This window comes from Variovorax sp. 05N34 (assembly GCF_056397405.1).
Map to the genome: position 1 here is coordinate 351918 of NZ_JBFTNI010000005.1, position 25708 is coordinate 377625.

Below are 25708 nucleotides of genomic sequence, written 5' to 3' on the forward strand. Positions count from 1 at the left end.
CACCATGGACGCGACGCCTGTCATGAACTCATCCAAGCCGGTGATGCCCGCAGGAGCGGTCGCGTCGGTGGCGCCTCGCCGGCGCCGCGCGCTAGCCCCGCTCGAACCCGTCAGCGCGCGCGCCCGATGGCTCCTTGGGCTGGGCTTCTTCGTGGTCTTCGTGGTGGTCTGGAGCTTCTTTACGCTCGGCGGATTCGTCTCGCCGACCTTCCTCGCGAGCCCCATCACGATGCTCAAGGAGGGCGTGCAGCTCTTCACCCAATACGACTTCAGCCACGACATCGCGATGACGGTCTGGCGCGTGCTCGGCGGCTTCGTGCTGGCTTCGATCGTCGCGGTGCCGCTCGGCATCGCGATGGGCACCTGGAAGAGTGTCGAAGCGTTCTTCGAGCCCTTCGTGTCCTTTTGCCGCTACCTGCCGGCCTCTGCGTTCATTCCGCTGCTGATTCTCTGGGCGGGCATCGGCGAAGCGCAGAAGCTGCTGGTGATCTTCATCGGCTCGGTGTTCCAGGTCACGCTGATGGTGGCCGTCACGGTGGGCAGCGCACGGCGCGATCTGGTCGAGGCGGCCTACACGCTGGGCGCCAACAGCCGCGGCATCGTGCTGCGGGTGCTCATCCCGGGCGCGGCGCCGGGCATTGCCGAGACACTGCGCCTCGTGCTGGGCTGGGCCTGGACCTACGTGATCGTCGCCGAACTGATCGGTTCGTCTTCAGGCATCGGCCACATGATCACGGACAGCCAGGCGCTCCTGAACACGGGGCAGATCATCTTCGGGATCATCGTCATCGGCGTGATCGGGTTGATTTCCGACCTGGCCTTCAAGGCGCTGAACCGTCGCCTCTTCGCATGGAGCACTCTGTGATGAACCAGCTTTCCATTCGCGGTGTCTCGCGCACCTTCACCGGCACGCGCGGCCAGAAGACGCAGGCGCTGCTGCCGATCGACTTCGAAGTGCGCGAGAACGATTTCGTCACCATTCTCGGCCCGTCGGGCTGCGGCAAATCGACGCTGCTGCGCATCGTCGCGGGCCTCGACTATCCGACCGAAGGCCGAGTGCTGCTGGACGGACAGACCATCGAAGGACCGGGCGCCGATCGCGGCGTGGTGTTCCAGAGTTACACGCTCTTTCCGTGGCTGACGATTGCGCAGAACATCCGCTTCGGCCTGCGCGAACGTGGCATGAGTGAGGCCGATCAAAAGGAGCGCAGCGACTTCTTCATCGCCAAGGTCGGCCTGCGCGGGTTCGAGAACCATTTTCCCAAGCAACTCTCGGGTGGGATGCAGCAACGCACCGCCATCGCGCGTGCGCTCGCCAACGATCCGAAGATGCTGCTGCTCGACGAGCCTTTCGGCGCGCTGGACAACCAGACCCGTGTGCTCATGCAGGAACTGCTGCTCGGCATCTGGGAGTCGGCGCGCAAGACGGTGCTCTTCGTCACGCACGACATCGACGAGGCGATCTTCATGGCCAATCGCGTGGCGGTGTTCAGCGCGCGTCCTGGTCGCATCAAGACCGAGATTGCGGTCGACTTTCCGCATCCTCGCCACTACACCGTCAAGACATCGCCGGAGTTCATGGAGATCAAGGCGCGCCTCACCGAAGAGATTCGCGCGGAATCCATGGCTGCAGCAGCATCATGAACCACCCCCAGGCTTCGCGCACTTCGTGTCGCTTCTCCCACCCCCTTGCAGGGGGCAACACCAGCGGCCCGGCGAAGCCGGTTCCGCGGTGTTTCGCGGAGGCGCTATGACGGCTGCCGCGCTTCGCAAATCTGGTTCGCCCGGCCCGGCGCTGCCTGCAATGGCACTCTACGAGCAGGTCAAGGCGTTCATCACGCACAAGATTCAGGACGGCTCCTGGGCTGCGGGGCACCGCCTGCCATCTGAAAGCGAACTCGTCGCGCAGTTCGGCGTAGCCCGCATGACGGTCAATCGCGCGCTGCGCGAATTGGTGGAGCAGGGCCGGATCGTGCGCGTTGCCGGTGTGGGAAGCTTTGTCGCGGAGAACAAGCCCCAGTCGACGCTGCTGCAGATCGCCAACATTGCCAGCGAGATCCGCGCGCGCGGCCACGACTACCGCTGCGAGTTCCTGGTGGCGGAGCGCATCGCGGCGTCGCCAGACGCCGCAGTGTGGCTCGACCTGCGCCCCGGCGAATCGGTTTTTCACACCGTGTGCCTGCATCTCGAAAACGACATTCCGGTCCAGCTCGAGGATCGCTACGTCAATCCGCGCGTGGTTCCCAACTTTCTCGAGCAGGATTTCGGCGCGATCCCGCCGAGCGAATTCCTGGTGCGCAACGTGCCGTTCGACCAGATCGAGCATGTCGTCGATGCCGTGCTGCCGACGCCGGAGCAAGCCGAGCGGCTGGCCATGGCAGGCACCGACCCATGCCTCTTGCTCACACGGCGTACGTGGACACGCACGACGCCCGTGACCTTGGTCCGCTGTCTGCACCCGGCTTCACGCTACCGTCTCGGCAGCCGCTTTCGCGCCGACGGCAATCCGAGCATCGGCTAGGTCGCGTCCGTTCGTCTCACATCTTTTGACGCCCCTACTTGTATAGACAGGATCTTTCATGGACAACGCTTCTCTCACCCCAGCGCCGCTCATGCTCACGCCCGGCGAGGTCGATCTCGCCACGCTGCGCCGCGTGTACGCCGGTGGCGAACGACTGGCGCTGCATTCGTCGGCCCGCGCGGGATTGGTGGCCGCACAAGCCACTGTGCGCAAAATCGTCGAATCCGGGGACGTGGTCTACGGCATCAACACCGGCTTCGGCAAGCTGGCGCAAACCATCATCCCCACCGAGCGGCTCGCGGAGTTGCAGCGCAATCTGGTGCTTTCGCACAGTGCCGGCACGGGCGATCCGCTGCCCGCGGGCGTGGTTCGGCTTGTGCTCGCAACCAAGGCCGTGAGCCTGGCGCGCGGCCATTCGGGCGTGCGGCCTGAAATCGTGGATGCGCTGCTCGGCCTGTGCAATGCGGGCCTGCTGCCGCGCATTCCCTCGAAGGGCTCGGTTGGCGCATCGGGCGACCTCGCACCGCTCGCGCACCTCGCCTGCGTGCTCATCGGCGAGGGGGAAGTCACGACGCCTGAAGGCGATGTGATCGGCGGCGCCGATGCGCTCGGCTGCCTCGGCATTGCACCCTTCGTGCTTGGACCCAAGGAAGGGCTCGCGCTGCTCAACGGCACGCAGGTTTCGACCGCGCTCGCATTGGCTGGCCTCTTCGGTGCAGAGGACGTCTTTGCCGCCGGCCTGATGGCGGGCGCGCTTTCGCTCGAAGCCATTCAAGGCTCGATCAAGCCGTTCGATGCGCGCATTCACGCGGCACGCGGCCAGCCCGGGCAGATCGCAGTGGCCGGTGCGATGCGCGCACTGCTCGACGGCAGTGAGATCGTGCCTTCGCACGCGGACTGCGGTCGCGTGCAGGATCCGTATTCGATTCGCTGCGTGCCGCAGGTCATGGGTGCGTGCCTCGATAACCTGGCGCACGCTGCGCGCGTGCTGCGCATCGAAGCCAATGCGGCATCCGACAACCCGCTGGTCTTTGACAACGGCAACGTGATCTCCGGAGGCAACTTTCACGCGGAGCCTGTCGCTTTCGCGGCCGACATCATCGCGCTCGCGGTGAGCGAAATCGGCGCGATCTCGGAGCGCCGCATGGCGCTGCTGCTCGACAGCGGCCTGTCGGGCCTGCCGCCGTTCCTGGTGCGCGATGGCGGCGTCAACTCCGGCTTCATGATTGCGCAGGTCACCGCCGCTGCGCTCGCGTCGGAGAACAAGTCACTCGCGCATCCGGCCAGCGTCGACAGCCTGCCGACTTCGGCCAATCAGGAGGACCATGTGTCGATGGCCACGTTTGCGGGCCGTCGCCTTGCAGAGATGGTCGAGAACACGGCGGTCGTGGTGGGCATCGAGGCCATGGCCGCCGCTCAAGGCATCGAACTCAAGCGTGGCCCTAAGAGCTCACCGCTCCTCGAAGCCGAGTTCGCCGCCATCCGCGAGCGCGTCGCCTTCATCGACCAGGACCGCTTCCTGGCGCCTTCCATCGAAGCGATGCGCGTCTGGGCGCGCCAGGGCCAATGGCCCGGGCCTGTGCAGTCCATCCTGCCTAGCCGCACCTGAATCAACGATTCCGTTCCGACACCGAAAGGACACTTCGCCATGAATGCACCCGACAAATTCCTCGCTGCCAAGACCGATCCACGTCACGACGCGAGCCGCGTGATTCGCGCGCCGCGCGGCAGCACGCTCAGCTGCAAGAGCTGGCTCACCGAGGCGCCGTTTCGCATGCTGCAGAACAACCTCGACCCGGAGGTGGCGGAGCGCCCGCAGGACCTCGTGGTGTATGGCGGCATCGGCCGCGCGGCGCGCGACTGGGCCTGCTTCGACCAGATCCTCGCGTCGCTCAAGGAACTGAACGACGACGAGACGCTGCTCATCCAGTCGGGCAAGCCGGTGGGCGTCTTCAAGACGCACGAGAACGCACCGCGGGTGCTGCTCGCCAATTCGAACCTGGTGCCGAAGTGGGCGACGTGGGAGCACTTCAGCGAGCTCGATCGCAAGGGCCTGATGATGTACGGCCAGATGACTGCCGGCAGCTGGATCTACATCGGCAGCCAGGGCATCGTGCAAGGCACCTTCGAGACCTTTGTCGAAGCGGGCCGCCAGCATTACGACAACGACCTCACCGGCAAGTGGATTCTCACGGCCGGCCTCGGCGGCATGGGCGGCGCGCAGCCTCTGGCCGCGACGCTTGCGGGTGCGGTCTCTCTCAACATCGAGTGCCAGCAATCGAGCATCGACTTCCGCCTGCGCACGCGCTATCTCGACAAGCAGGCAAAGGACATCGACGACGCCCTGGCGCTCATCAAGCAGCACACCGAAGCCGGCGAAGCCGTGTCGATCGGCCTGCTAGGCAATGCAGCCGATGTGCTCCCGGAGCTGGTGAAGCGCGCCAAGGCAGGCGGAATCAAGCCCGACCTCGTGACTGACCAGACGTCCGCGCACGACCTCGCCAGCGGCTACCTGCCGATGGGTTGGACACTCGCGCAATGGGAGGCTGCCAAGGCCGATCCGACGCAGCATCCGACCTTGCGCAAAGCCGCCGCCAAATCCTGCGCGGTGCACGTGCAGGCGATGCTCGACTTCCAGGCGATGGGCATTCCGACGGTCGACTACGGCAACAACATCCGCCAGGTCGCCTTCGATGAAGGCGTGAAGAACGCTTTCGACTTTCCTGGCTTCGTGCCGGCGTACATCCGGCCGCTGTTCTGCGAAGGCAAGGGCCCGTTCCGCTGGGTGGCGCTCTCGGGCGACCCCGAGGACATCTACAAGACCGACGCCAAGATCAAGGAGCTGTTCCCCGACAACAAGCACACGCATCGCTGGCTGGACATGGCGCGCGACCGCATTGCCTTCCAGGGCTTGCCGGCGCGCATCTGCTGGCTCGGCCTGGGCGAGCGCCACAAGGCGGGCTTGGCTTTCAACGAGATGGTGAAGAGCGGTGAGCTCAAGGGCCCTGTCGTGATCGGCCGTGACCACCTCGACACCGGCTCCGTTGCCAGCCCCAACCGCGAGACGGAATCGATGAAAGACGGCACCGATGCCGTGTCCGACTGGCCGCTGCTCAACGCGCTGCTGAACACCGCCGGCGGCGCGACCTGGGTCAGCCTGCATCACGGCGGCGGTGTCGGCATGGGCTATTCGCAGCACTCGGGCGTGGTCATCGTCTGCGACGGGACCGACGCGGCTGCCAAGCGTATCGAACGCGTGCTCTTCAACGACCCGGCCACCGGCGTGATGCGCCATGCCGATGCGGGCTACGACATCGCCATCGCGACAGCGAAGAAGCAGGGACTGAACCTGCCGATGATCAAGTAGGCGCAGCAGTCGGTCGCAACGTGGCACTGCACAGATTCGACATGGGCTCGCTGCCCGCAATGCCGTGGAAGAACGGCGGCGGGGTGACGCGAGAGATCGTGTGCTCGCCGCCGGGCGCCGGAATCGAAGGTTTCGACTGGCGAGTGAGCATCGCAACCATCGACAAGACCGGGCCGTTCTCGGCGTTCGCCGATGTGGACCGCGTGATCATGCTGCTGGACGGTGCTGGAGTGCGCCTTCGCTCGGTGGGCGGCCGCATCGACCATCGGCTCGACGTGCCGCACGCGCCATTCGCTTTTGCCGGTGACGCGGTGCTGGATTGCGAATTGCTCGGAGGAAGCTCCACCGACTTCAACGTGATGACGCGTCGCGGCAAGCTGCGGGCGGACGTCCGCGTGCTGCACGGGAGCGGCGGCATCGCGCTTGCGGAGCGAGGGCTGCTGCTGGTGCTGCGCGGGAATTGGCGATTGAACGAAATCGATTGCGCGGCCGGCACCGGGTTCTGGTGGGACGGTGATGCGCGTGAATGGCGAGCAGCCTCAGGCGACGCTGATGCCGCGCTGGTCGCGGTGCGCATCGGGCCGACAAACACAAGCTCAAGCGAACAAACACCATGAACCACCTCGAACTCCCTTCGGCCGATGGCGTCTGGCACCGCCTCCGCATCGCGCCGGGCGCGCTCGCTGATGACAGCTCGATCGATGGTGAAGCGGCCATCGTGGTAGCCGCTGGAAACATCGCCTGGATCGGCCGCCCGAGCGATTTGCCGCACGCATACGTTGGCTTGCCGCGCTTTGATGGGCACGACGCGCTGGTCACGCCCGGACTCATCGACTGCCATACGCATCTCGTCTACGGCGGACAGCGCGCGAACGAGTTCGCGATGCGTCTGGCCGGCGCCACCTATGAAGAAGTCGCGAAGGCCGGCGGCGGCATCGTCTCCTCCGTTCGCGCCACGCGTGACGCGGACGAAGACACGCTCTATGCCCAAGCGGCGCCGCGTCTTGAGCAACTGCTCGCCGATGGTGTCTGCGCGATCGAGATCAAGTCCGGCTATGGCCTCGCGACCGAACACGAGCGCAAGCAACTGCGGGTCGCGCGGCGCCTCGGCGAGGCATACGGCGTCACCGTGCGCACCACCTTTCTCGGCGCGCACGCACTACCGCCGGAGTACGAAGGGCGCAGCGCCGATTACGTCGAACTCGTCTGCAATGAGATGCTGCCTGCGTTGGCTGCGGAAGGGCTTGTCGATGCGGTGGATGTGTTCTGCGAGCGCATCGCCTTTTCGCTGGTGGAGACCGAGCGCGTGTTCAAGGCGGCCAAGGCGCTGGGGCTGCCGGTCAAGCTGCATGCGGAGCAACTGTCCGACATGGGCGGCGCCGCGTTGGCAGCCCGCTATGGCGCGCTCTCCTGCGATCACATCGAACATCTCTCCGCCGAAGGCATCGCGGCGATGCGAGAGGCGGGCACCGTGGCCGTGCTGCTCCCCGGCGCCTTCTACACCTTGCGCGATACGCATCTGCCGCCGATCGATGCGCTGCGCGCAGCGGGCGTGCCGATGGCGGTGTCCACCGATCACAACCCGGGCACATCGCCTGCGCTCAGTCTGCTGCTGATGGTGAACATGGCCTGCACGCTTTTTCGCCTGACCGTACCCGAGGCGATCGCAGGAGTGACCCGGCATGCGGCGCGTGCGCTGGGCCTGCAAGACACGCATGGTGCGTTGGCCGTTGGCCGACCGGCCAACTTCGTTTTGTGGCGGCTTCGCGAGAGCGCCGAACTGGCTTACTGGTTCGGCCAGCAGCCCGCTCGCACCATCGTGCGCCAAGGGCGAATTGCGTCCGGACATTCACGCTGAAGGGCCAAGGATGCCATCCCTCTTTGCATCCGATGCGTTGCTGCCGAGCGGTTGGGCGCGCAACGTTCTGCTCGAATGGAATGCCGATGGCGTGCTGTCCGCCGTCACGCGCGATCACACGCCAGCCGGCAATTTGCCGCGCGCTGCCGGACCGGTGCTGCCCGGCATGCCCAATCTTCATTCGCACGCCTTCCAGCGCGCCTTCGGTGGGCTGACCGAGTTTCGCGGCGCGGCGCAGGACAGCTTCTGGAGTTGGCGGACGCTGATGTACCGCTTCGCGGCAAGGATCTCGCCGGACCAGGTCGAGGCGATCGCCACCTGGCTCTACATCGAGATGCTCGAAGCCGGCTACACGTCGGTGTGCGAGTTCCATTACCTGCATCACCATCTGGATGGCAAACCGTACGCTGACGATGCGACCCTGGCATTGGCGCTGCTCAGGGCGGCAGCGCGTGCGGGCATCGGCATGACGCTGCTGCCCGTGCTGTATCAGACCAGTGGCTTCGGCGCTCTGCCGCCGAGCGAGGAACAGCGGCGCTTCATTCGCTCAACGGATTCAATGCTGAGGCTGCTGGAGCGACTGCGCCCACTGTGCGAGGTTCAGGGTGCACGGCTCGGCGTTGCGCCGCATTCGCTGCGCGCGGTGCCACCGGACAGCTTGCGAAATGTGCTCGAGGGGCTGGATGCGATCGATGCCACGGCGCCCATCCACATCCACATTGCCGAACAGACCGGCGAAGTCGACGCGAGCATTGCATGGAGCGGCCAGCGTCCGGTGGCATGGCTTCTCGATCACGCGAAGGTCGATGCGCGCTGGTGCCTGGTGCATGCAACGCATATGGATGCGGATGAATACCGCCGCGCGGCTGTCAGTGGCGCTGTGGTGGGCCTGTGCCCCACCACCGAGGCCAACCTGGGCGACGGCGTCTTCGATTTCGAGGCATGGCGCGCCGGCGGTGGCCGCTGGGGCATCGGCTCCGACAGCCACGCCTGCGTCAATGCGGCGGAGGAACTGTTGATGCTGGAGTACGGCCAACGGCTTGCCACGCGACAACGCAATGTAGGTGCTGACGCGGCGCACCGCGATGTCGCAACCGCTCTGACGCTTGCGGCCGTGCAGGGCGGGGCGCAGGCATCGGCCCGCGCCGTCAAAGGACTCGCCGCGGGTCAGCAGGCTGATTTCGTCGTACTCGACCCGTCGCACATCGCACTGCAAGGGCTCTCCGCGCAGGACATGCTCTCTGCGCACGTATTCGCGAGCCATCGCACCTCTGCCATCAGGAGTGTCCACGTTGCCGGCAAGACCCTGACAGCCGCCGGCCGCCATGTTGCTCACGACGAAGCCGCAGCCGCGTTCGTGGCCGCGCGCAGCCAACTTCTCGCCAAGGAATGACCGCAAGGAATGACCGCAATGCCCTTCACGACGACCGAGCCTCCTTTCCGTTTCCGCCGCGGCACGCGTCCGCTGTTGATCTCCATGCCGCACGTGGGCACGCACGTGCCGCCGTCGATCGCTGCGCGCCTCAGCGATGAGGCACGCCATATGCCCGACACCGACTGGCATCTGGAGCGCCTCTATGACTTCGCCGACGAACTCGGCGCCTCGGTGCTCGTGGCGACGCACTCGCGCTACGTCGTCGACCTCAACCGTCCCCCGGATGGCGCCAGCCTCTATCCCGGGCAGAGCGTCACCGGCCTGTGCCCCGTCGACACCTTCGACGACACCGCGCTTTATCCGGCGGGCGATGTTCCTGATGCCGCGGAGATCGCCGAACGGCGCGATGCCATCTGGCAGCCCTACCACCGACAGCTCGCCGACGAACTCATGCGCATCAAGGCGGAGCACGGCATTGCCATGCTGTGGGACGCGCACTCGATCCGATCGGTGCTTCCGCGCTTCTTCGAGGGCAAGCTGCCCGATCTCAATCTGGGCACCGCGCAGGGCGCAAGCTGCGATCGCGCCGTGGCCGAAGCGCTGCTGGGCATCGCCAAGCAGGCACCCGGCTTTACCAGCGTGCTCAATGGCCGCTTCACCGGCGGCTACATCACGCGGCATCACGGGCGACCGTCGCAAGGCGTGCATGCCGTGCAGCTCGAAATGACCCAGTGCAGCTATATGCAGGAATCACTTCCGTTCGACTATTTGCCGGAACGCGCCGCGCTCGTGAAGCCGCACCTGCAGCGCATGCTGGCCGCCATGCTCGACTTCGCCGCGTCGCGTCAAGGTTGAGGCAATCACTATGAACGCATCCGTCATCCGCGAGCTCGTGCGCCCCGAGGTGCCCACGCTGCCACCTTACAACGCGGGCTTGTCGTCCGAGGCCGTGCGCTCGCGTTACGGCGTCGATCGCATCGCACGCCTTGCCAGCAACGAGAACCCGTTTGGCGCGAGCCCGGCGGTTGCGCGCGCACTCGCCGACCTGGCGCTGCGGGTGGGCACGTACCCCGATGCAAACTGCACGGCATTGCGCACGGCCATCGCCAAGCGCACGGGCGCACGCGCCGAAGAGATCGTGATCGGCAACGGTTCCGAATCGATCTTGCAGATGCTCTGCCAGGCCTTTCTGTCGCCCGGCGATCGCGTCCTCACGCAGCGTCCCGCGTTCGGCCTGCACGAGATCTATCCGCGCATGATGGGTGCGCAAGTCGAACTGCTGGCGCTCACGGCATCGCTTGAGTTCGACCTCGACGCTTGGTGCGAAGCTCTCGCGCGCGGACCGAAGATCGCGATGATCGCCAACCCGTCGAACCCGGTCGGCTGCATGTTCGACGGGCGTGCCTTCGCGCAATTGCTGTCCGCCACGCCTGCCGGTACGCTGCTGGTGATCGACGAGGCCTACTATGAGTACGCACGGCTCGCTGACGGCTTTCCCGACGCGCTGGCCGCGCTGCGGGCGCAACAACGTCCGTGGATCGTGCTGCGCACCTTCTCCAAGGCCTGGGGGCTTGCGGGGCTGCGCGTGGGCTATGGCATCGCATCCGATGCTTCGCTCATCCAGTGGCTCGACCGCGTGCGCACGCCGTTCAATGTCAACGAGGCGGCGCAGGCCGCCGCGCTGGCCGCATGGAGCGACGAATCCTTCATGGCGAAAGCCGTCGAAGAAACCGTCAAGCAGCGCGAGTTGCTGGTGCAGCAACTGCATGCGATGAACGTGCCTGGACTGCGCATCGCGCCGTCCGCAGCCAACTTCCTGTTCATTGACCTGGCGCGGCCGAACGGCCCTGTGAACGAGGGGCTGCTGCAACGCGGCGTCATCGTCAAGCCATGGAAGGACGCCGGTTTCGAAAACTACATTCGCGTTTCGATCGGCTCGGACGTCGACATCGCGCACTTTCTCCAGGCGCTCGGCGAGATCGTCGACGGATAGACAGCCGCCAAGACCCGCCGCCGGAGAGGGAGGAATGACGCTTCCTACAATCGGCCCCATGAAGCCCATCGCCTACACCCGCGCGCAGCAACTGCCGGAGATCCTGAGCCAACGCATCGCCATCCTCGATGGTGCAATGGGCACGATGATCCAGCGCTTCAAGCTGACGGAAGAACAGTACCGGGGCGAACGCTTCAAGGACTTTCCGCGCGACGTGAAGGGCAACAACGAACTGCTCTCGCTGACGCGCCCCGACGTGATCCGCGACATCCACGAAGGCTATCTGGCGGCCGGCGCCGACCTGATCGAGACCAACACCTTCGGCGCGACCCGCATCGCGCAGGAGGACTACAAGATGGGCGATCTCGCGCGCGAGATGAACTTCGAGTCCGCCAAGCTCGCGCGCGCTGCCTGCGACAAGTTCAGCACGCCGGACAAGCCACGCTTCGTCGCCGGCGCCCTCGGCCCGACGCCCAAGACCGCCAGCATCAGTCCCGACGTGAACGATCCCGGCGCGCGCAACGTGAGCTTCGAAGAGCTGCGCCAGTCCTACTACGAGCAGGTCGAGGCGCTGGTGCAGGGTGGTGCCGACGTGCTGCTGGTCGAGACGATCTTCGACACGCTCAACGCGAAGGCCGCGCTGTTCGCGATTGACGAGTACTTCGAGGCCAGCGGCGAGCGGCTTCCACTGATCATCAGCGGCACGGTGACCGACGCTTCAGGCCGCATCCTCAGCGGCCAGACGGTCACTGCCTTCTGGCACAGCGTGCGCCATGCGCGGCCGCTGGCCATCGGCCTGAACTGCGCGCTGGGCGCAGCGCTGATGCGGCCCTACATCCAGGAACTGGCCCGCGTGGCGGACGACACCTTCATCAGCTGCTATCCCAACGCGGGATTGCCCAATCCGATGAGCGAGACCGGCTTCGACGAAACACCCGACGTCACCTCGCGCCTGCTTCACGAATTCGCGGCCGAGGGGCTGGTGAACATCGTCGGCGGCTGCTGCGGCACCACGCCCGAGCACATCGCGGCCATCGGGCAGGCGGTTGCACCCATTGCAGGCCGCGCGCTGCATCGCGCCGGCTATCGCGAAGCGGCTTGAGTGCATCGCACCCGGCCGCTTGTGAAGCCGAGGTGAAGAAGCTCTCCAAACGTGGACGCGGTGCACGGCAGCGCGCGATTTGCCGTTGTGTGTTGACTGGACGTCGCGATGGCAGATTGACATCGTCTTGGCGGCGCAACTAACCTGTCTGGCAGAAGAAAAGGAACTCCCTACATGCAGAAAACGACTTGGCGATGGGTCGGCATCGGCACCATTGCCTTGGCGCTTCCGCTGGCTGCAGCCGCGCAAGACGCCTTTACGCGGGGGGCCGTCAATCTCCGCGCGGGACCTTCGAGCTCGTATCCGCTGGTCGCCACCCTGGCGCCCGGCCAGTCGGTCCAGGTGATGGGCTGCACCAGCGGCTACGGTTGGTGCGACGTGGTGTTGCCAGACGGACTTCGGGGATGGGCCTACGCGGGCAGCCTCGACTATGCCTATCAGGAGCAACGTGTGCCGCTCGCCGGTTATGGCGCAGTGATCGGCGTGCCGATCGTGACCTTTGCGATCGGCAGCTACTGGAACAACTACTACCGCGACCGCCCCTGGTACAACCAGCCGCGCTGGTGGGGCGGCCGGCCGCCACCGCCGCCAGTGCCCGGTTGGCGCCCGCCGCCGCCGCCGGTGCCGGGATGGCACCCCAATCCATGGCCGGGCGGGGCTCACCCTGGATATCGACCGCCCCACGGAATCCGTCCGCCCCCGCCTGCCGTCCGACCATTGCCGGCGGCAGGGGTCCGCCCACCGCATAGTCCGGGCTACAGGCCCCCGGGGCCGCCGCCCGGCAACGGATTCCAGCCACATGGTGGCCGTCCGCCGGGGCAGCCGCATGGGAATGGGCAGGGCGGCCACGGGCAGGGCCGCGGGGGAGACCGCAATCACAACGGCAATGGTGGCAACCAAGGTCACGGCCACGGCCATGGCGACCGGTGAATGGGGGTTAATGGGGTGAATGGGGTGAATGGGCCTTGCGGCTCAACGCTTCATCAGCTCGACGAAACGCTGGGCGCCAAGCCCCAAGGGCCGCTCACGCGACCAGACGACGTCCACCCACAAGTCCAGCCCGTTCGATAGATTGACGAAGGGGATCTCCACCAATGCGCCGGCCGCCACGTGCGGCCGGGCAAAGTTGCGCGGCAGCCAACCCCATCCGAGCCCGGCGGTGATCAGGCTCAGCGCGGCCAATGCGTTGTCGGTCCGCCAGACATGCCGGGCGAAGACAAAGCGTGGATCCTTGGTCGCGAGATCGCGGCCGGCGACCACAATCTGGCGGGTTGTCGTCAAGTGCTCTGCGCTCAGCCGCCCGCCGGCGCCGATCAGTACCGGATGGTCGGGCGCCATGACGGCCACCATCGTGTCGCTCGCCACTTCCTGAAAGCCTTCGCGGCCGTCGAGGCTTGGCCGCTCGAAGACCAGCGCGAGCTGCGCTCGCCCGCTGTGCAGGAGGCTGAGCGCATCCTCCTGCGGGGCGGCAAGCACTTCCACTTCCAGCAGCGGGAATTCATTCGCCAGCGCTGCAAGGGGCGCGCTCCACGGCGCCGCCAGCAGCTCCGGCGCGATCGCCAGCGTCAGGCGGCTCTCCAGGCCCTGCGTCAACGCCAGGGCCTGCACCTGGAGCTGCTTGAGTTGCGACGCGAGCAAACGCGCTTGCGGTTCGAGCGAACGCGCAGCGTCCGTGGGCTGGGGTTCGCGGCCGCTGCGGTCGAAAAGCTGGAGATCGAGCTCGGCTTCCAGGTTCGATATGCCCATGCTCACTGCCGAGGGGACGCGCCCCAGTGCGCGGGCAGCGGCCGAAAACGAGCCGTGATCAAGCACGGCGAGAAACACCCCTACGTTGTCGCTGGAAAAGCTCACGGTGCGCCCGATCTATCAATAGAACTGAAGGAAGATGACTTTATATGTCAGTTGAAGGCACATAAAGTCCTCCCTATTCCAATACCCATTCCGGTACCACAGCAACCAACGGGATCGATTTCATGCAAGGGTTCAAGCGTCGCGTCGTCTACATCACGCTCTACGAGGGCATCGCCATCGTCGCGGCAAGCGCCGGGCTGGCCGTGATGTCGGGGCAGGGGCTTGGTCACTCGGGGGTGCTCGCCGTCATCGCCTCGGCAATCGCCGTGCTGTGGAACCTGAGCTTCAACGCGCTCTTCGAGCGATGGGAATCGGCACAGATCGTCCGGGGCCGCAGCGTGAAGCGGCGAATCGCCCACGCGCTGGGATTCGAGGGCGGATTGATCGCCTTTCTTGTGCCGGTGTTCGCGTGGTGGCTGGACGTCAGCCTGTGGGATGCGCTGGTAATGGACCTGGGCCTGGTCGTCTTCTTCCTCGTCTACACCTTCGTCTTCAACTGGGCGTTCGACGCCATCTTCGGCCTGCCCGCATCGGCGGCCACTTCCGCTCAGCCGGCGTAAAATCCGCCGCTCCCAAGGAGCGTTGCAGCGCAGCCGCCTTCCATAGAGTCTTTACAGACGGCCGCGCCAGGCTTGGGCTATCTCTCCTCTTGCTCCGTGCGCCGCGCCGACCAGAGATGCCGCAGAACTGGCTTTGCCAGGCTGCCGGCATCGCCCCCGGAAGAGGGTAGGCGAAGCGACACGAAGTGCGCGAAGCCTGGGGGTGAGCAATGTCACAACGACGCTCGCCTGATCCGAAGTTAAGCAGGTGAGCCCATGTCCTCCGATTCTTCTCCAGTCCTCGTCCCTCCGATGAAACTGTCCGGCCTCGAGCCGGTGCAGATCGGCGAGGGTGCCTTGTTCGTCAACATCGGCGAGCGCACCAACGTCACCGGCTCCAAGGCATTCGCGCGAATGATCCTGAACGGCCAATTCGAAGACGCCCTGGCCGTCGCGCGCCAACAGGTCGAGAACGGCGCCCAGGTCATCGACATCAATATGGACGAGGCCATGCTCGACAGCAAGGCCGCCATGGTGCGCTTCCTGAACCTGATCGCCAGCGAGCCGGACATCGCTCGGGTGCCGATCATGGTCGACAGCTCGAAATGGGAAGTCATCGAGGCGGGCCTGCGCTGCATCCAGGGCAAGGGCATCGTCAACTCGATCAGCATGAAAGAGGGTGAGGATCAGTTCCGCCATCATGCGCGCCTGCTGCGGCGATACGGCGCGGCCGCGGTCGTCATGGCCTTCGACGAGAAGGGCCAGGCCGACACCTACCAGCGCAAGATCGAAATCTGCGAACGTGCATATCGCATCCTGGTCGACGAGATCGACTTCCCGGCCGAGGACATCATCTTCGACCCAAATATCTTCGCGATCGCCACGGGCATCGAGGAGCACAACAACTACGCTGTCGATTTCATCAACGCCACGCGCTGGATCAAGGAAAACCTGCCCGGCGCGAAGGTGTCGGGCGGCGTCTCCAACGTGAGCTTCAGCTTCCGCGGCAACGACCCGGTGCGCGAAGCCATCCACACCGTGTTTCTGTATCACGCGATCAAGGCGGGCATGGACATGGGCATCGTCAATGCCGGCATGGTGGGCGTCTACGACGACCTGGAGCCCGAACTCCGCGACCGTGTCGAGGACGTCGTGCTCAACCGCCGGTCCGATGCCGGCGAGCGCCTCGTCGAAGTCGCGGAGACCGCAAAGAGCGGCGCCAAGGACGAGAGCAAGAAGCTCGAATGGCGCGGCACGCCGGAGCACCCCGTGCATGTCAACCAGAGGCTGTCGCACGCCATGGTGCACGGCATCACCGACTTCATCGTCGAAGACACCGAAGAGGCCTACCAGCAGATCCTTGCCAAGGGCGGCCGGCCACTGCACGTGATCGAAGGCCCGCTGATGGACGGCATGAACATCGTCGGCGACCTGTTCGGCCAGGGCAAGATGTTCCTGCCGCAGGTGGTGAAGTCCGCGCGCGTGATGAAGTCGGCCGTCGCTCACCTCATCCCCTACATCGAGGAAGAAAAGCGCCAGGACGAGGCGGCCGGCCGCGATGTGCGGACGAAGGGCAAGATCGTCATCGCCACGGTGAAGGGTGACGTGCACGACATCGGCAAGAACATCGTCACGGTCGTGCTCCAGTGCAACAACTTCGAGGTGGTGAACATGGGCGTGATGGTCCCGTGCCACGAGATCCTGGCGCGCGCAAAGGTCGAAGGCGCCGACATCGTCGGGCTGTCGGGCCTCATCACGCCGAGCCTTGAAGAGATGCAGTACGTTGCCGGCGAGATGCAGAAGGACGAGCATTTCCGCATCCGCAAGATCCCGCTGCTGATCGGCGGTGCGACCACCAGCCGCGTGCACACGGCGGTCAAGATCGCACCGCACTATGAAGGCCCGGTCGTCTATGTGCCTGACGCGTCGCGCAGCGTGAGCGTGGCCCAGTCGCTGCTGTCCGAGCAGGCGGCGAACTACATCGACGAGATCAATGCCGACTACGACAAGGTGCGGCAACTGCACGCCAACAAGAAGCAGGTGCCGCTATGGCCGCTTGCGAAGGCACGCGCCAACAAGACGCCGATCGACTGGTCGGGCTATGTGCCGCCGGTGCCGAAGTTCATCGGCCGGCGCGTGTTCCGCAACTTCGATCTCACGGAGCTTGCCAAGTACATCGACTGGGGACCGTTCTTCCAGACCTGGGACCTGGCGGGTCCTTTTCCCGCGATCCTGAAGGACGAAATCGTCGGCACCGAAGCCGTGCGCGTGTATGCCGATGGCCAGCGCATGCTCAAGCGACTCATCGAAGGCCGCTGGCTCACGGCGAGCGGCGCGATCGGCTTCTGGCCGGCCAATACGGTGAACGACGATGACATCGTGCTCTACACCGACGAGTCCCGCACCGAGGCGGCGCTCACCTGGTACGGGATGCGCCAGCAGACGGAAAAGCACGTGATCGACGGAGTGACTCGTCCCAGCCGGTGCCTTGCGGACTTCGTCGCACCGCGCGAGAGCGGGCTTGCCGACTACGTGGGCATGTTCGCGGTGACGGCCGGCCTTGGCGTAGAGAAGAAGGAAAAGTATTTCATCGACGATCTCGACGACTACTCGGCCATCATGCTCAAGGCACTGGCCGACCGGCTGGCCGAAGCTTTCGCCGAGGCGCTGCACCATCGCGTGCGCACCGACCTCTGGGGCTACGCGCCCGATGAGGGACTGTCCAACGAAGACATGATCGCGGAGAAATACCGCGGCATCCGGCCGGCGCCTGGCTATCCGGCTTGCCCCGACCACAGCGTCAAGCGGCCGATGTTCGATCTCCTGAATTGCGCGGAAGTCGGCATGACGCTCACGGACAGCCTTGCCATGATGCCGGCCGCCAGCGTCAGCGGCTTCTATCTGAGCCATCCCGATTCGACCTACTTCAATGTCGGCAAGATCGGGCACGACCAACTGCAGGACCAGGCAGCGCGACGCAAGGAAAGCGAAGCACATCTCGAGCGGCTGTTGGCGCCGAACCTTTGACACGGCCAGCCGGCGTGAAAGACCGGCACTGGGAGGACCTATTCAAAAGCTGATGTTTGCGGCCGCGCACTATGCGGCTCTGGCGGTCTTTGTCGCTGCCTGCTGGGGATTCGGAAGAGCGCTCCTGGTGCGCCTGGGTGCGCCGCCGCGGCGGGATGTCTGGCTCGAGGCGGCGATCGCCGTCGCGGCAGGGATAGGCATCTTCATTTGCATCTTTCAGGCATTTGCYATTGCGCAACAGCTCACGGCGGGCGTGGTGGTCGCGGCGGTGGTTGTCGGTGTGGTCGCTGCGATCCCTCAGGTGCCCGGCTGGCTGCGCCAGGTGAAAGCACGCGAGGTCTCGCCGCAGCTTTCCTGGCTCGAAAAGCTCGGCTTGATCGTCGTGGCAGTGGTCGCCGTGCCGACGCTGGTGGCGCCCCTTGCGCCGCCGGCGGTCTTCGACGAGCTGATGTACCACCTCCCCTATGCGCGAGAAGTCGCTGAGAGCGGGTCGCTGGGCATCTACGAGTGGCTGCGCTATCCCTGGTTTCCGTACAACTTCAACTTGCTGTTTGCGGGCGCGCTGCTCGTCGGGGACGACGTGTTCCCGCACTTCCTGAGTGCCCTCGCGGGCTGGGTTTCGGTGTTGATCGTCTATCGCCTTGGCGTGATGCACATCAACCGCGTGGTTGCCTGCATCGGCGCGGCGATCTGGCTGGGGATCGGCGACTACACCAGCGCGCTCATCGACATGAGCGTGGCGCTTTTCGTGCTCGCGGCCTGCGCATGCCTGTGGTGGTGGCGCGAGACGCCGGCGCCGCGGCCCGCACGCTGGCTCTTGCTGTCGGCATTCTTCCTAGGCGTTGCCGTCGGCTCCAAGTACCAGGCGCTGACGGTGATGCCGCTGCTCGGGATCTTCGTGCTCTGGCATGAGCGCCGCCCGCGCGTCATCGCGCTGGCGCTGCTGTGCTTTCTGGTCCCGTGCGTGTACTGGTATGCGCGCAATGCCATCCAGACGGGCGACCCGTTCAATCCCATCGGCGCGCGCATCTTCGGCTTTACCAACTGGAATGCCCAGGACTACAAGCTTCAACTGCAGGATGTGCGCGACCATTCGTCATTGCCGAATGGCTTCATCTGGGCCGTTCTGGCGGTTCCGTTCAGTGCCTACTGGAAGCGCTCTCCGGCCTTGCGTGCGGCGCTGGTTTTCTGCGCGTATTCGCTCTTTGTCTGGAGCCTGACTTCACGTTACCCGCGCTACCTGACGGCGTCCTTTCCGTTGCTCGCGCTGACGGCTGCCGTGGGGTGGCAAGCCATCTTCAGTGCTATCTCCGCGCGCCTGCGCCGAGCCATGCCCGCTCTCGACCGCAGTGGCGGACTCGATCGCGCGGGCCGGTGGTTTGCGGTGATCCTGCTGGCGGCGGGTGTCGGCGTGATCCTTCACCTGACGCGCATCAAGGCCGCGACGGTGGCGGCCACACCCCTGCAACGCGAAGCCTTCCTGCGCTCTCGCGTGCCCGGCTATGAAGTCATGAAATATCTGCGGGAACACGCGACCGGCCGCGTCTACCAGGTCGCCCTCAGCGAGGCGACATACTACGGACCGAGTCCGGTATGGGGCGATGCGCTCGGCCCTTGGCGGTATGCGGACTTCATCGCGCTTCCGCCGGCGGAGTACGCCCGCAAACTTGCCGACCTGGGATTCGAGGCCATGGCCGTGTCTGCCGCGACCGTGCCGGTCCTGGAAGCGCAGCCGGGTTTCCATGATCATTTCGCCGTGATGTACGAAAAGGACAATGCCAAGGCCTACCGGATCCTCGACGACAAGAATGACCGCAAACCCTGAACCACGCGCCCTGCGCATCGCCGCCGTGATCCCCTGCTTCAACGAGGCATTGGCGATCGCGCAAGTCATCGAGGAATTCCGCGCGGCATTGCCGGAAGCCGAGATCCACGTCTTCGACAACAACTCCACCGACGACACGGCCGAGGTGGCCGCCGCCCATGGTGCGTGGGTGACGCATGTCGCGCTTCGGGGCAAAGGCAACGTGGCGCGGCGCATGTTCGCGGACGTCGAGGCGGATGTCTACGTGATGGCCGATGGCGACGCCACCTATGACGTCGGCGAGGTACGGCGGCTCATCGGCATGCTGGTGGATGGCAATCTGGACATGGTGGTCGGTTCGCGGGTCGATGACGGCGCGGACGTGCAGACCTACCGGCGCGGCCACCGCTTTGGCAATCGCTTGCTGACCGGTGCTGTTGCGGCCCTCTTCGGCGGGCACCTGACCGACATGCTGTCGGGTTATCGCGTGTTTTCCCGACGCTATGCCAAGTCGTTTCCGGCGGTGTCGAAGGGCTTCGAGATCGAGACCGAACTCACCGTCCACGCGCTGGAGCTGCGCATGCCCTTTGCGGAAGTGCCCGTTCTCTATCGCTCGCGGCCGGAGGGATCGGAGAGCAAGCTCTCGACCTACCGTGACGGCTGGCGAATCCTGAAAACGATCTGCAAGCTCTTCGTGAGCGAACGGCCGCTGCTGTTCTTCAGCGCGTTCGCGGCTGTGCTGGCCCTGTTGTCGATCGTGCTGGCGGAGCCGCTGGTCGTCACGTATTTCGAGACGGGTCTGGTTCCTCGTTTGCCGACAGCCGTCCTGGTGACCGGCACCATGCTGGTCGCGATGTTGTCCTTTGTGTGCGGCGTCGTGTTGCACACCGTGACTATCGGCCGGCAGGAGGCCAAGCGGCTGCGCTACCTCGCGATTCCGGGCGTGCGGCATCGCTCGGCCCCATGAAGGCCGGCAAGGAATTCCTGTCGTTCGCACTGGTCGGCGTGATTGGCTTCGGCGTCGACGTCGGAGTGCTGTACCTGCTGGCGCCGTACGCCGGCTGGTATGGCGCGCGGGTGGTCTCCTTCATCGCCGCGGCCACGGTGACCTGGCTGCTCAACCGGCATTTCACCTTCAAGGAACGGCGCTCAGGCGCATCGGTCCTTCGCGAATACACGCACTACCTGCTGACCATGGTCGGCGGCGCGCTGGTCAACTATGCGGCCTACGTGCTGACCCTGCATTGGATCGGCGGGCCACTCGCGCCCGCGCTAGGCGTTGCGATCGGAAGCTGCGCGGGCCTCGCCGTGAACTTCCTGTCGGCCCGTCATCTGGTCTTCAAGTAAAGCCGGCCAAGCCGGACCCCTTCCAGAAACACCGCGGAACCGGCTTTGCCGGGCCGCCGGTGTTGCCCCCGGCAGGGGGTAGGCGAAGCGACACGAAGTGCGCGAGCCTGGGGGCGAGCAACAGGAACACCGCGGAACCGGCTTTGCCGGGCCGCCGGTGTTGCCCCCGGCAGGGGGTRGGCGAAGCGACACGAAGTGCGCGAGCCTGGGGGCGAGCAACAGGACTCACCGCGGAACCGGCTTTGCCGGGCCGCCGGTGTTGCCCCCGGCAGGGGGTAGGCGAAGCGACACGAAGTGCGCGAGCCTGGGGGCGAGCTAAATGACCACCGGAACCTCGGTGGCTGGTGGCGTGTTACGGCTGCGCCCGCAGCGCACGATGCCGTCGATCATCACCATGCCCACGCCCGGGATGTCGCCGAGCTGAACGCTTTCGAGCAGCGTCTTGCCGGCGGTGTGCTGCGCGCGGTCCATGAAGACGAAATCTGCGGCGCGGCCGACTTCGATCAAACCGCAGTTGAGCTTGCGAATGCGCGCCGTGTTCCCCGTCGCAAAGCAGAACACCAGTTCGGCCGGGATGTTCGCGAGCGATGACAACAGCGAGATCATGCGCAGGATGCCCAGCGGCTGGACCCCTGACCCGGCCGGCCCGTCAGTGCCGAGGATGATGCGGTGCGGACACTTGAGATCGAGCGCCGCCTTTGCCGCGGCGATGGCGATGCGCTCGTTGCCGTTGTGCACGATCTCGATCGCGCGCGACGACTTCTCGCACAGCTCGCAGACGTGCGCCTCGGGCAGCGCCGTGTGCCCGCCGTTGATGTGCCCGATGACGTCGGCATCGGCTTCGAGCACCACGTCCTTGTCGATCAGGCCCGAGCCCGGGATGGACGGGCCGCCCGTGTGGATCGTGCTCTGGATGCCGTACTTGCGTGCCCAGGCGACCATCTCCTTCGCTTCGTAGCCGGCCTTGACCGAGCCCAGGCCCACTTCGCCGAGCAGCCCGACGCCGGCTTCGGCCATCTCTTTGAAGTCGCTCTCGACCATTCCTTTTTCGATCACCGGCGCGCCCGCGAGCACCTTCACGCCGCCAGGGCGGAAGTTGTCGAAAGCACGCTGAGCGGTGATGGCCAGCGCCTTCACGCCGACGATGTCCTTGGGGCGGCCGGGGAGATGCACTTCGCCGGCGGAAATCATGGTGGTCACGCCGCCGTTCATGGTCGAGTCGATCCAGCCGATCTGGCCCTGGCGCGGGGTCCAGTCGCCGAAGACCGGATGCACGTGGCTGTCGATGAGGCCCGGCGCGACGCAGGTTTTCTTCGCGTCGATCGTGATGTGCGCGCCTTCGAGATCGCAGTCCTTTTCCTTGCCGAACGCGACGATCAGGCCATCGTTCACGACGATGGTGTCGGCGTCGAGGATGGGCTGGTCGATGTCGCCCGAAAGCAGCAGACCTATGTTCCGGATGACGACCTTGCCCGACTTTGCGGCGGTTGCGACTTCTGCCATGTCTTTACCTCGTGAGATGTGGATTCTTCATCTGGAGCGCCGACGTCGACGGCGCGCAGCACCGTTTCGATGACGAAGTTCTCCCAGTGCGTGACCGCTTCCGCGCTCTCCAGCGGCTCGCCGAGGAACGCGGTCAGCGTGTGCCGGTTCGACGTGTAGAAATAACCCGTCGATGCAATCAGAAGGTACAGATCGCGTGCGGCCACATCGTCGCGGAACAAGCCCTGTTCGACACCGCTTTCGACGATCTCCTGAATGATCGAAATGGCGCGCGACGAATACTCGCGCGCTCGCAGCGACTTCGCGATGTGCCGCCCCTTGTGCAGGTTCTCGGTGTTGAGCAGCGTCACGAAATCAGGGTTGCGGCGGTAGTAGCCGAGCACGAAGCGGATCACCGCCGTGAGCGACTCCACCGGCCGCGTGGCGTCGAGATCGAGCGCTGCCTCGGCATCGTCCATGCGCCGATAGATGCCTTCGAGCACCGCGATGAACAGGCCTTCCTTGCTGCCGAAGTAGTAGTAGATCATCCGGTCGTACGACTTGGCCGCTTTCGAGATCTTCTCGACACTACCGCCTTCGTAGCCGTATTTGGCGAACACCTTGGTGGCGGCGCGCAGGATGCTCTCGCGCGTGGCCTGCGCCGCCGCCTCGCGCACGCCGGTGCGGCGCTGAGGCTTTCCTGCGGCCGGCTTGCGTTCGGTCATCGGCGTCTTGCGGCGTTTTCCAGGCGGTCCGGCATCACTTTTCAGCGAAGGCGCGCTCGACCACGAAGTCACCGGGCGTGGATGTATTGCCTTCCTTGAACCCGCGGCCTTCGAGGATGTGCTTCAAGTCGACGAGCAGCCCGGGGCTGCCGCACAGCATGACGCGGTCTTCCGCTGCATTGAGCGGCGGCAGGCCGAGATCGTCGGTCAGCTTGTTGGTCTCGATCAGGTCCGTGATGCGACCCATGTTGCGGAATTCCTCGCGCGTCACGGTCGGGTAGTAGAGCAACTGCTTCTCGATCATCTCGCCCAGGATTTCATGCTTGGGAAGGTGATCGGTCACGAGGTCGTGATAGGCGAGTTCGTCAATTTGCCGCACGCCGTGCACCAGGATGACCTGCTCGAACTTCTCGTAGGTGTCCGGGTCCCGGATGATGCTCATGAAGGGTGCCAGGCCGGTGCCGGTGCCGAACAGATACAGCCGCTTGCCGGGCAGGGTGTAGTCGATCAGCAATGTGCCGGTGGGCTTGCGGCCGACGATGATGGTGTCGCCCACCTGGATGTGCTGGAGCTTCGAGGTGAGAGGGCCTTCCTCCACCTTGATGCTGAGGAACTCCAGATGTTCCTCGTAGTTCGGGCTCACGATGCTGTAGGCGCGCAGCAGAGGCTTGTTGTTGACCTTCAGCCCGATCATCGTGAAATGGCCATTGGAAAAACGCAGGGCCGGATCGCGCGTGGTGGTGAAGGTGAACAGGCGGTCGGTCCAGTGGTGGACGCTCAACACACGTTCTTCGCTGAATGCACTCATAAGGGTCAGGAATGGTTATGAACGAAAAAGGGATGCCCTATTGTCGATCACGGGCGCCCACGAAAACACCATTGCAAGCTTCGGACCTGTTTGCTACATTGATTCTCGTCAATGTAGTGATTGCCACATGAAAGTGTAGGGAATGCTACACAAACGGCACGCCCGGCACAAGCGGGCTCCCGGCACAGATGTTGCAAACCTCGCGAGACCTACGAACCGATTGCCTGCGATGACTGAACACACCAAGACAGACGGATTGCCCGGCATGGACGTGCCCGTGTTGCCCATGACGCCCGAGCCCCTGGGCCGATCGCCGCTGCGCAACGAGCGCATGAGCACCAGCAAGGTGGAGTGCAATGCGTGCCCCGTGCTCTGCCAGATCTCCGACGGCCGCACGGGCGCGTGCGACCGCTATGCCAACAAGGACGGCATTCTGGTGCGGGTCGATCCGGTGGTGCTGCTCAGGCGCGAGCTTGCCGGCGAATCGCCTGCGCTCGTGCCGTTCGCCCGCGACGCCGCCGCAGCGGACGCCCCCGAAGCCGTTGAAAGGAACGATCCCGACTGGAACGGCGATCTCCTCCTTGCCGACGAGGTTTTCGTGACTGGCGTCGGCTCGTCGACCACCTATCCCGACTACAAGCCCGCGCCCTTCATCGTCGCGTCGAAGGCGCAGGGCGTGGACATGGTCACGGTAGTGACTGAAGGCATCTTCAGCTACTGCAGCTTCAAGGTGAAGATCGACACCGACCGCTTCCTGGGCGCGGAGCAGGCCAACGTGCGGTATCGCGGCGAAGTCATCGGCCACGTCACCACCGCGGAATACGGCTCGCAGATGCTGTCGCTCGGAGGCGTGCACCACCTCACGGGTGGCAGCAAGAAGGAAGGCCGCATGACGATGGAGCTGATGCAGTTGCTCGGCAACAAGAAGGCGGTCGAATGCGTGATCGACGGCGGCGCCAGCATGGTGATTCAGGCGGGCAAGGCGCCCATCGTCAACGGCGTCGAAGAACAGCGGATGCGCGTCGGCTGTGGCTCGGCGGCCATCGGCATCTTTGCGCGTCAGCTTTTCGGGCACGCGGATGAAGTGGTGGTCGTCGACGATCACATCACCGGCGTGCTGACCGAACACCAGGCCGGCCGCTGCCTGGACATGCCCGCTTCGGGCATCCAGATGCGCGGACGTAAATCGACGCCGGGGCGCTATTTCCAGGTGGCGAATCCCGGCAATGGCTGGGGCGGCACCGACATCGACGATCCGCTGTCGATCATCGAAGGTTGGGAAGAGGGTGTGGCGCGTCCCGGGCTGCGTCTGCTGATGACGTCGACCACGGGCGAGCATGCGCAGTGGTACGTGCTGGACGATGATCTGCGGCCTGTCGAGCAGCAGATGCCTGCCGAGGTGCGGCGCATCGTCGAGCGCATCGGCGAGAACTGCGAGCCTTCGCTGTGCAGCGTGCTCTTCCTCGGCGGCGCGGGCGGCAGTTTGCGCGCGGGCGTGACTGAGAACCCGGTCCTGCTGACCCGCGCCATCAAACGCGCGCTGGTCAACGTGACGTGCGGTGGCGCGCCGGCCTACGTGTGGCCGGGTGGTGGCATCACTGTGATGGCCGATGTGCTTCGCATGCCCGACAACAGCTTCGGAACCGTGCCCACGCCGGCCATTGTTGCGCCCATCGAATTCAGCATGCGCCGCGAGGACTACGCCGCGCTGGGCGGTCACATGGAGCATGTGTTCACCCTGCAGCAGGCGCTCGCCCGCGGTGCCTGGCAGGACGACGGTGCACCGCTGTCGCGCCGCTGGCTGCCCATGGATGCGGCCAACCCCTGGCCGCTCGGCCAGCCACCCATGCTCGGGTAGCATGTTGGCCCCCCGGCTTGCCACTGCGTGTGCTTCGCCACCCCCCGAGGG

At 65.3% G+C, this 25708-nt stretch carries 22 protein-coding genes; 18 read left to right on the plus strand and 4 right to left on the minus strand.

Annotated features, from left to right (window positions below):
• Window positions 1–22: 22 nt before the first annotated feature.
• The 12 genes from AC1DMA_RS16325 (at window position 23) to AC1DMA_RS16380 (ending at window position 13146) form a co-directional block, all read left to right on the plus strand.
• Entirely contained in the window at window positions 23–865 is an 843-nt protein-coding gene (locus AC1DMA_RS16325) for an ABC transporter permease (protein ID WP_478128499.1), read from the plus strand.
• Complete coding sequence (locus AC1DMA_RS16330; protein ID WP_478128445.1) at window positions 865–1644, plus strand: ABC transporter ATP-binding protein; 780 nt, start codon at window positions 865–867, stop codon at window positions 1642–1644. Before AC1DMA_RS16325 ends, AC1DMA_RS16330 begins: the two co-directional genes overlap by 1 nt.
• 106 nt (window positions 1645–1750) lie before the next feature.
• Window positions 1751–2521 carry a histidine utilization repressor gene (hutC, locus tag AC1DMA_RS16335; protein ID WP_478128444.1) on the plus strand — a complete coding sequence of 257 codons (771 nt, stop codon included), beginning with the start codon at window positions 1751–1753 and terminating at the stop codon, window positions 2519–2521.
• 58 nt (window positions 2522–2579) lie between these two features.
• Entirely contained in the window at window positions 2580–4130 is a 1551-nt protein-coding gene (hutH, locus tag AC1DMA_RS16340) for a histidine ammonia-lyase (protein ID WP_478144849.1), read from the plus strand.
• A gap of 39 nt (window positions 4131–4169) precedes the next feature.
• A complete protein-coding gene (hutU, locus tag AC1DMA_RS16345) occupies window positions 4170–5888 on the plus strand; it encodes a urocanate hydratase (RefSeq protein ID WP_478144850.1) in 1719 nt (572 codons plus the stop codon).
• Between the two features lie 20 nt (window positions 5889–5908).
• Window positions 5909–6505: a HutD/Ves family protein gene (locus AC1DMA_RS16350; protein ID WP_478144851.1), complete on the plus strand. Its 597-nt coding sequence runs from the start codon at window positions 5909–5911 to the stop codon at window positions 6503–6505.
• Window positions 6502–7746 (plus strand): imidazolonepropionase, encoded by a 1245-nt coding sequence (gene hutI, locus AC1DMA_RS16355; protein WP_478144852.1) that lies wholly within the window; start codon window positions 6502–6504, stop codon window positions 7744–7746. Before AC1DMA_RS16350 ends, hutI begins: the two co-directional genes overlap by 4 nt.
• 10 nt (window positions 7747–7756) lie before the next feature.
• Window positions 7757–9139 (plus strand): formimidoylglutamate deiminase, encoded by a 1383-nt coding sequence (locus AC1DMA_RS16360; protein ID WP_478144853.1) that lies wholly within the window; start codon window positions 7757–7759, stop codon window positions 9137–9139.
• 18 nt (window positions 9140–9157) lie between these two features.
• Window positions 9158–9976 (plus strand): N-formylglutamate deformylase, encoded by an 819-nt coding sequence (hutG, locus tag AC1DMA_RS16365; protein WP_478144940.1) that lies wholly within the window; start codon window positions 9158–9160, stop codon window positions 9974–9976.
• Between the two features lie 10 nt (window positions 9977–9986).
• Entirely contained in the window at window positions 9987–11114 is a 1128-nt protein-coding gene (locus tag AC1DMA_RS16370; protein WP_478144854.1) for a histidinol-phosphate transaminase, read from the plus strand.
• A 58-nt stretch (window positions 11115–11172) separates the two neighbouring features.
• Window positions 11173–12216: a homocysteine S-methyltransferase family protein gene (locus tag AC1DMA_RS16375; RefSeq protein WP_478144941.1), complete on the plus strand. Its 1044-nt coding sequence runs from the start codon at window positions 11173–11175 to the stop codon at window positions 12214–12216.
• A gap of 174 nt (window positions 12217–12390) precedes the next feature.
• Entirely contained in the window at window positions 12391–13146 is a 756-nt protein-coding gene (locus tag AC1DMA_RS16380) for an SH3 domain-containing protein (RefSeq protein WP_478128436.1), read from the plus strand.
• Between the two features lie 42 nt (window positions 13147–13188).
• On the opposite strand, the gene AC1DMA_RS16385 is transcribed toward AC1DMA_RS16380, so the two are convergent.
• Window positions 13189–14067, minus strand: coding sequence for a LysR family transcriptional regulator (locus AC1DMA_RS16385; RefSeq protein ID WP_478128435.1), 879 nt, complete (start codon window positions 14065–14067; stop codon window positions 13189–13191).
• 122 nt (window positions 14068–14189) lie between these two features.
• Here AC1DMA_RS16385 and AC1DMA_RS16390 point away from each other — a divergent pair, with 122 nt between their 5' ends.
• The 5 genes from AC1DMA_RS16390 to AC1DMA_RS16410 all read left to right on the plus strand — a co-directional run bounded on the left by AC1DMA_RS16390 (window position 14190) and on the right by AC1DMA_RS16410 (window position 20784).
• On the plus strand, window positions 14190–14627 hold the full coding sequence (locus tag AC1DMA_RS16390) for a PACE efflux transporter (RefSeq protein WP_478144855.1): 438 nt from the start codon (window positions 14190–14192) through the stop codon (window positions 14625–14627).
• A 255-nt stretch (window positions 14628–14882) separates the two neighbouring features.
• The gene (gene metH, locus AC1DMA_RS16395) at window positions 14883–17633 is read left to right on the plus strand and encodes a methionine synthase (RefSeq protein WP_478144856.1); all 2751 of its coding nucleotides are present in this window, start codon (window positions 14883–14885) and stop codon (window positions 17631–17633) included.
• Between the two features lie 52 nt (window positions 17634–17685).
• Window positions 17686–19458, plus strand: coding sequence for an ArnT family glycosyltransferase (locus AC1DMA_RS16400; protein WP_478144857.1), 1773 nt, complete (start codon window positions 17686–17688; stop codon window positions 19456–19458).
• On the plus strand, window positions 19442–20404 hold the full coding sequence (locus tag AC1DMA_RS16405; RefSeq protein ID WP_478128431.1) for a glycosyltransferase family 2 protein: 963 nt from the start codon (window positions 19442–19444) through the stop codon (window positions 20402–20404). Before AC1DMA_RS16400 ends, AC1DMA_RS16405 begins: the two co-directional genes overlap by 17 nt.
• Window positions 20401–20784 carry a GtrA family protein gene (locus AC1DMA_RS16410; protein ID WP_478128430.1) on the plus strand — a complete coding sequence of 128 codons (384 nt, stop codon included), beginning with the start codon at window positions 20401–20403 and terminating at the stop codon, window positions 20782–20784. The genes AC1DMA_RS16405 and AC1DMA_RS16410 overlap by 4 nt, the downstream gene beginning before the upstream one ends.
• A 315-nt stretch (window positions 20785–21099) precedes the next feature.
• Here AC1DMA_RS16410 and AC1DMA_RS16415 read toward each other — a convergent pair whose 3' ends face one another.
• The 3 genes from AC1DMA_RS16415 to AC1DMA_RS16425 are packed head-to-tail and all read right to left on the minus strand — an operon-like array spanning window position 21100 to window position 23799.
• The gene (locus AC1DMA_RS16415; RefSeq protein WP_478144858.1) at window positions 21100–22287 is read right to left on the minus strand and encodes an amidohydrolase family protein; all 1188 of its coding nucleotides are present in this window, start codon (window positions 22285–22287) and stop codon (window positions 21100–21102) included.
• The gene (locus tag AC1DMA_RS16420) at window positions 22233–22991 is read right to left on the minus strand and encodes a TetR/AcrR family transcriptional regulator (protein ID WP_478144859.1); all 759 of its coding nucleotides are present in this window, start codon (window positions 22989–22991) and stop codon (window positions 22233–22235) included. The genes AC1DMA_RS16415 and AC1DMA_RS16420 overlap by 55 nt, the downstream gene beginning before the upstream one ends.
• Window positions 22992–23025: 34 nt before the next feature.
• A complete protein-coding gene (locus tag AC1DMA_RS16425; protein WP_478128427.1) occupies window positions 23026–23799 on the minus strand; it encodes a ferredoxin--NADP reductase in 774 nt (257 codons plus the stop codon).
• Window positions 23800–24028: 229 nt separating this feature from the next.
• Between AC1DMA_RS16425 and AC1DMA_RS16430 the strand changes: the two genes are divergently transcribed.
• A complete protein-coding gene (locus AC1DMA_RS16430; RefSeq protein ID WP_478128426.1) occupies window positions 24029–25657 on the plus strand; it encodes a 6-hydroxynicotinate reductase in 1629 nt (542 codons plus the stop codon).
• Window positions 25658–25708: the final 51 nt, after the last annotated feature.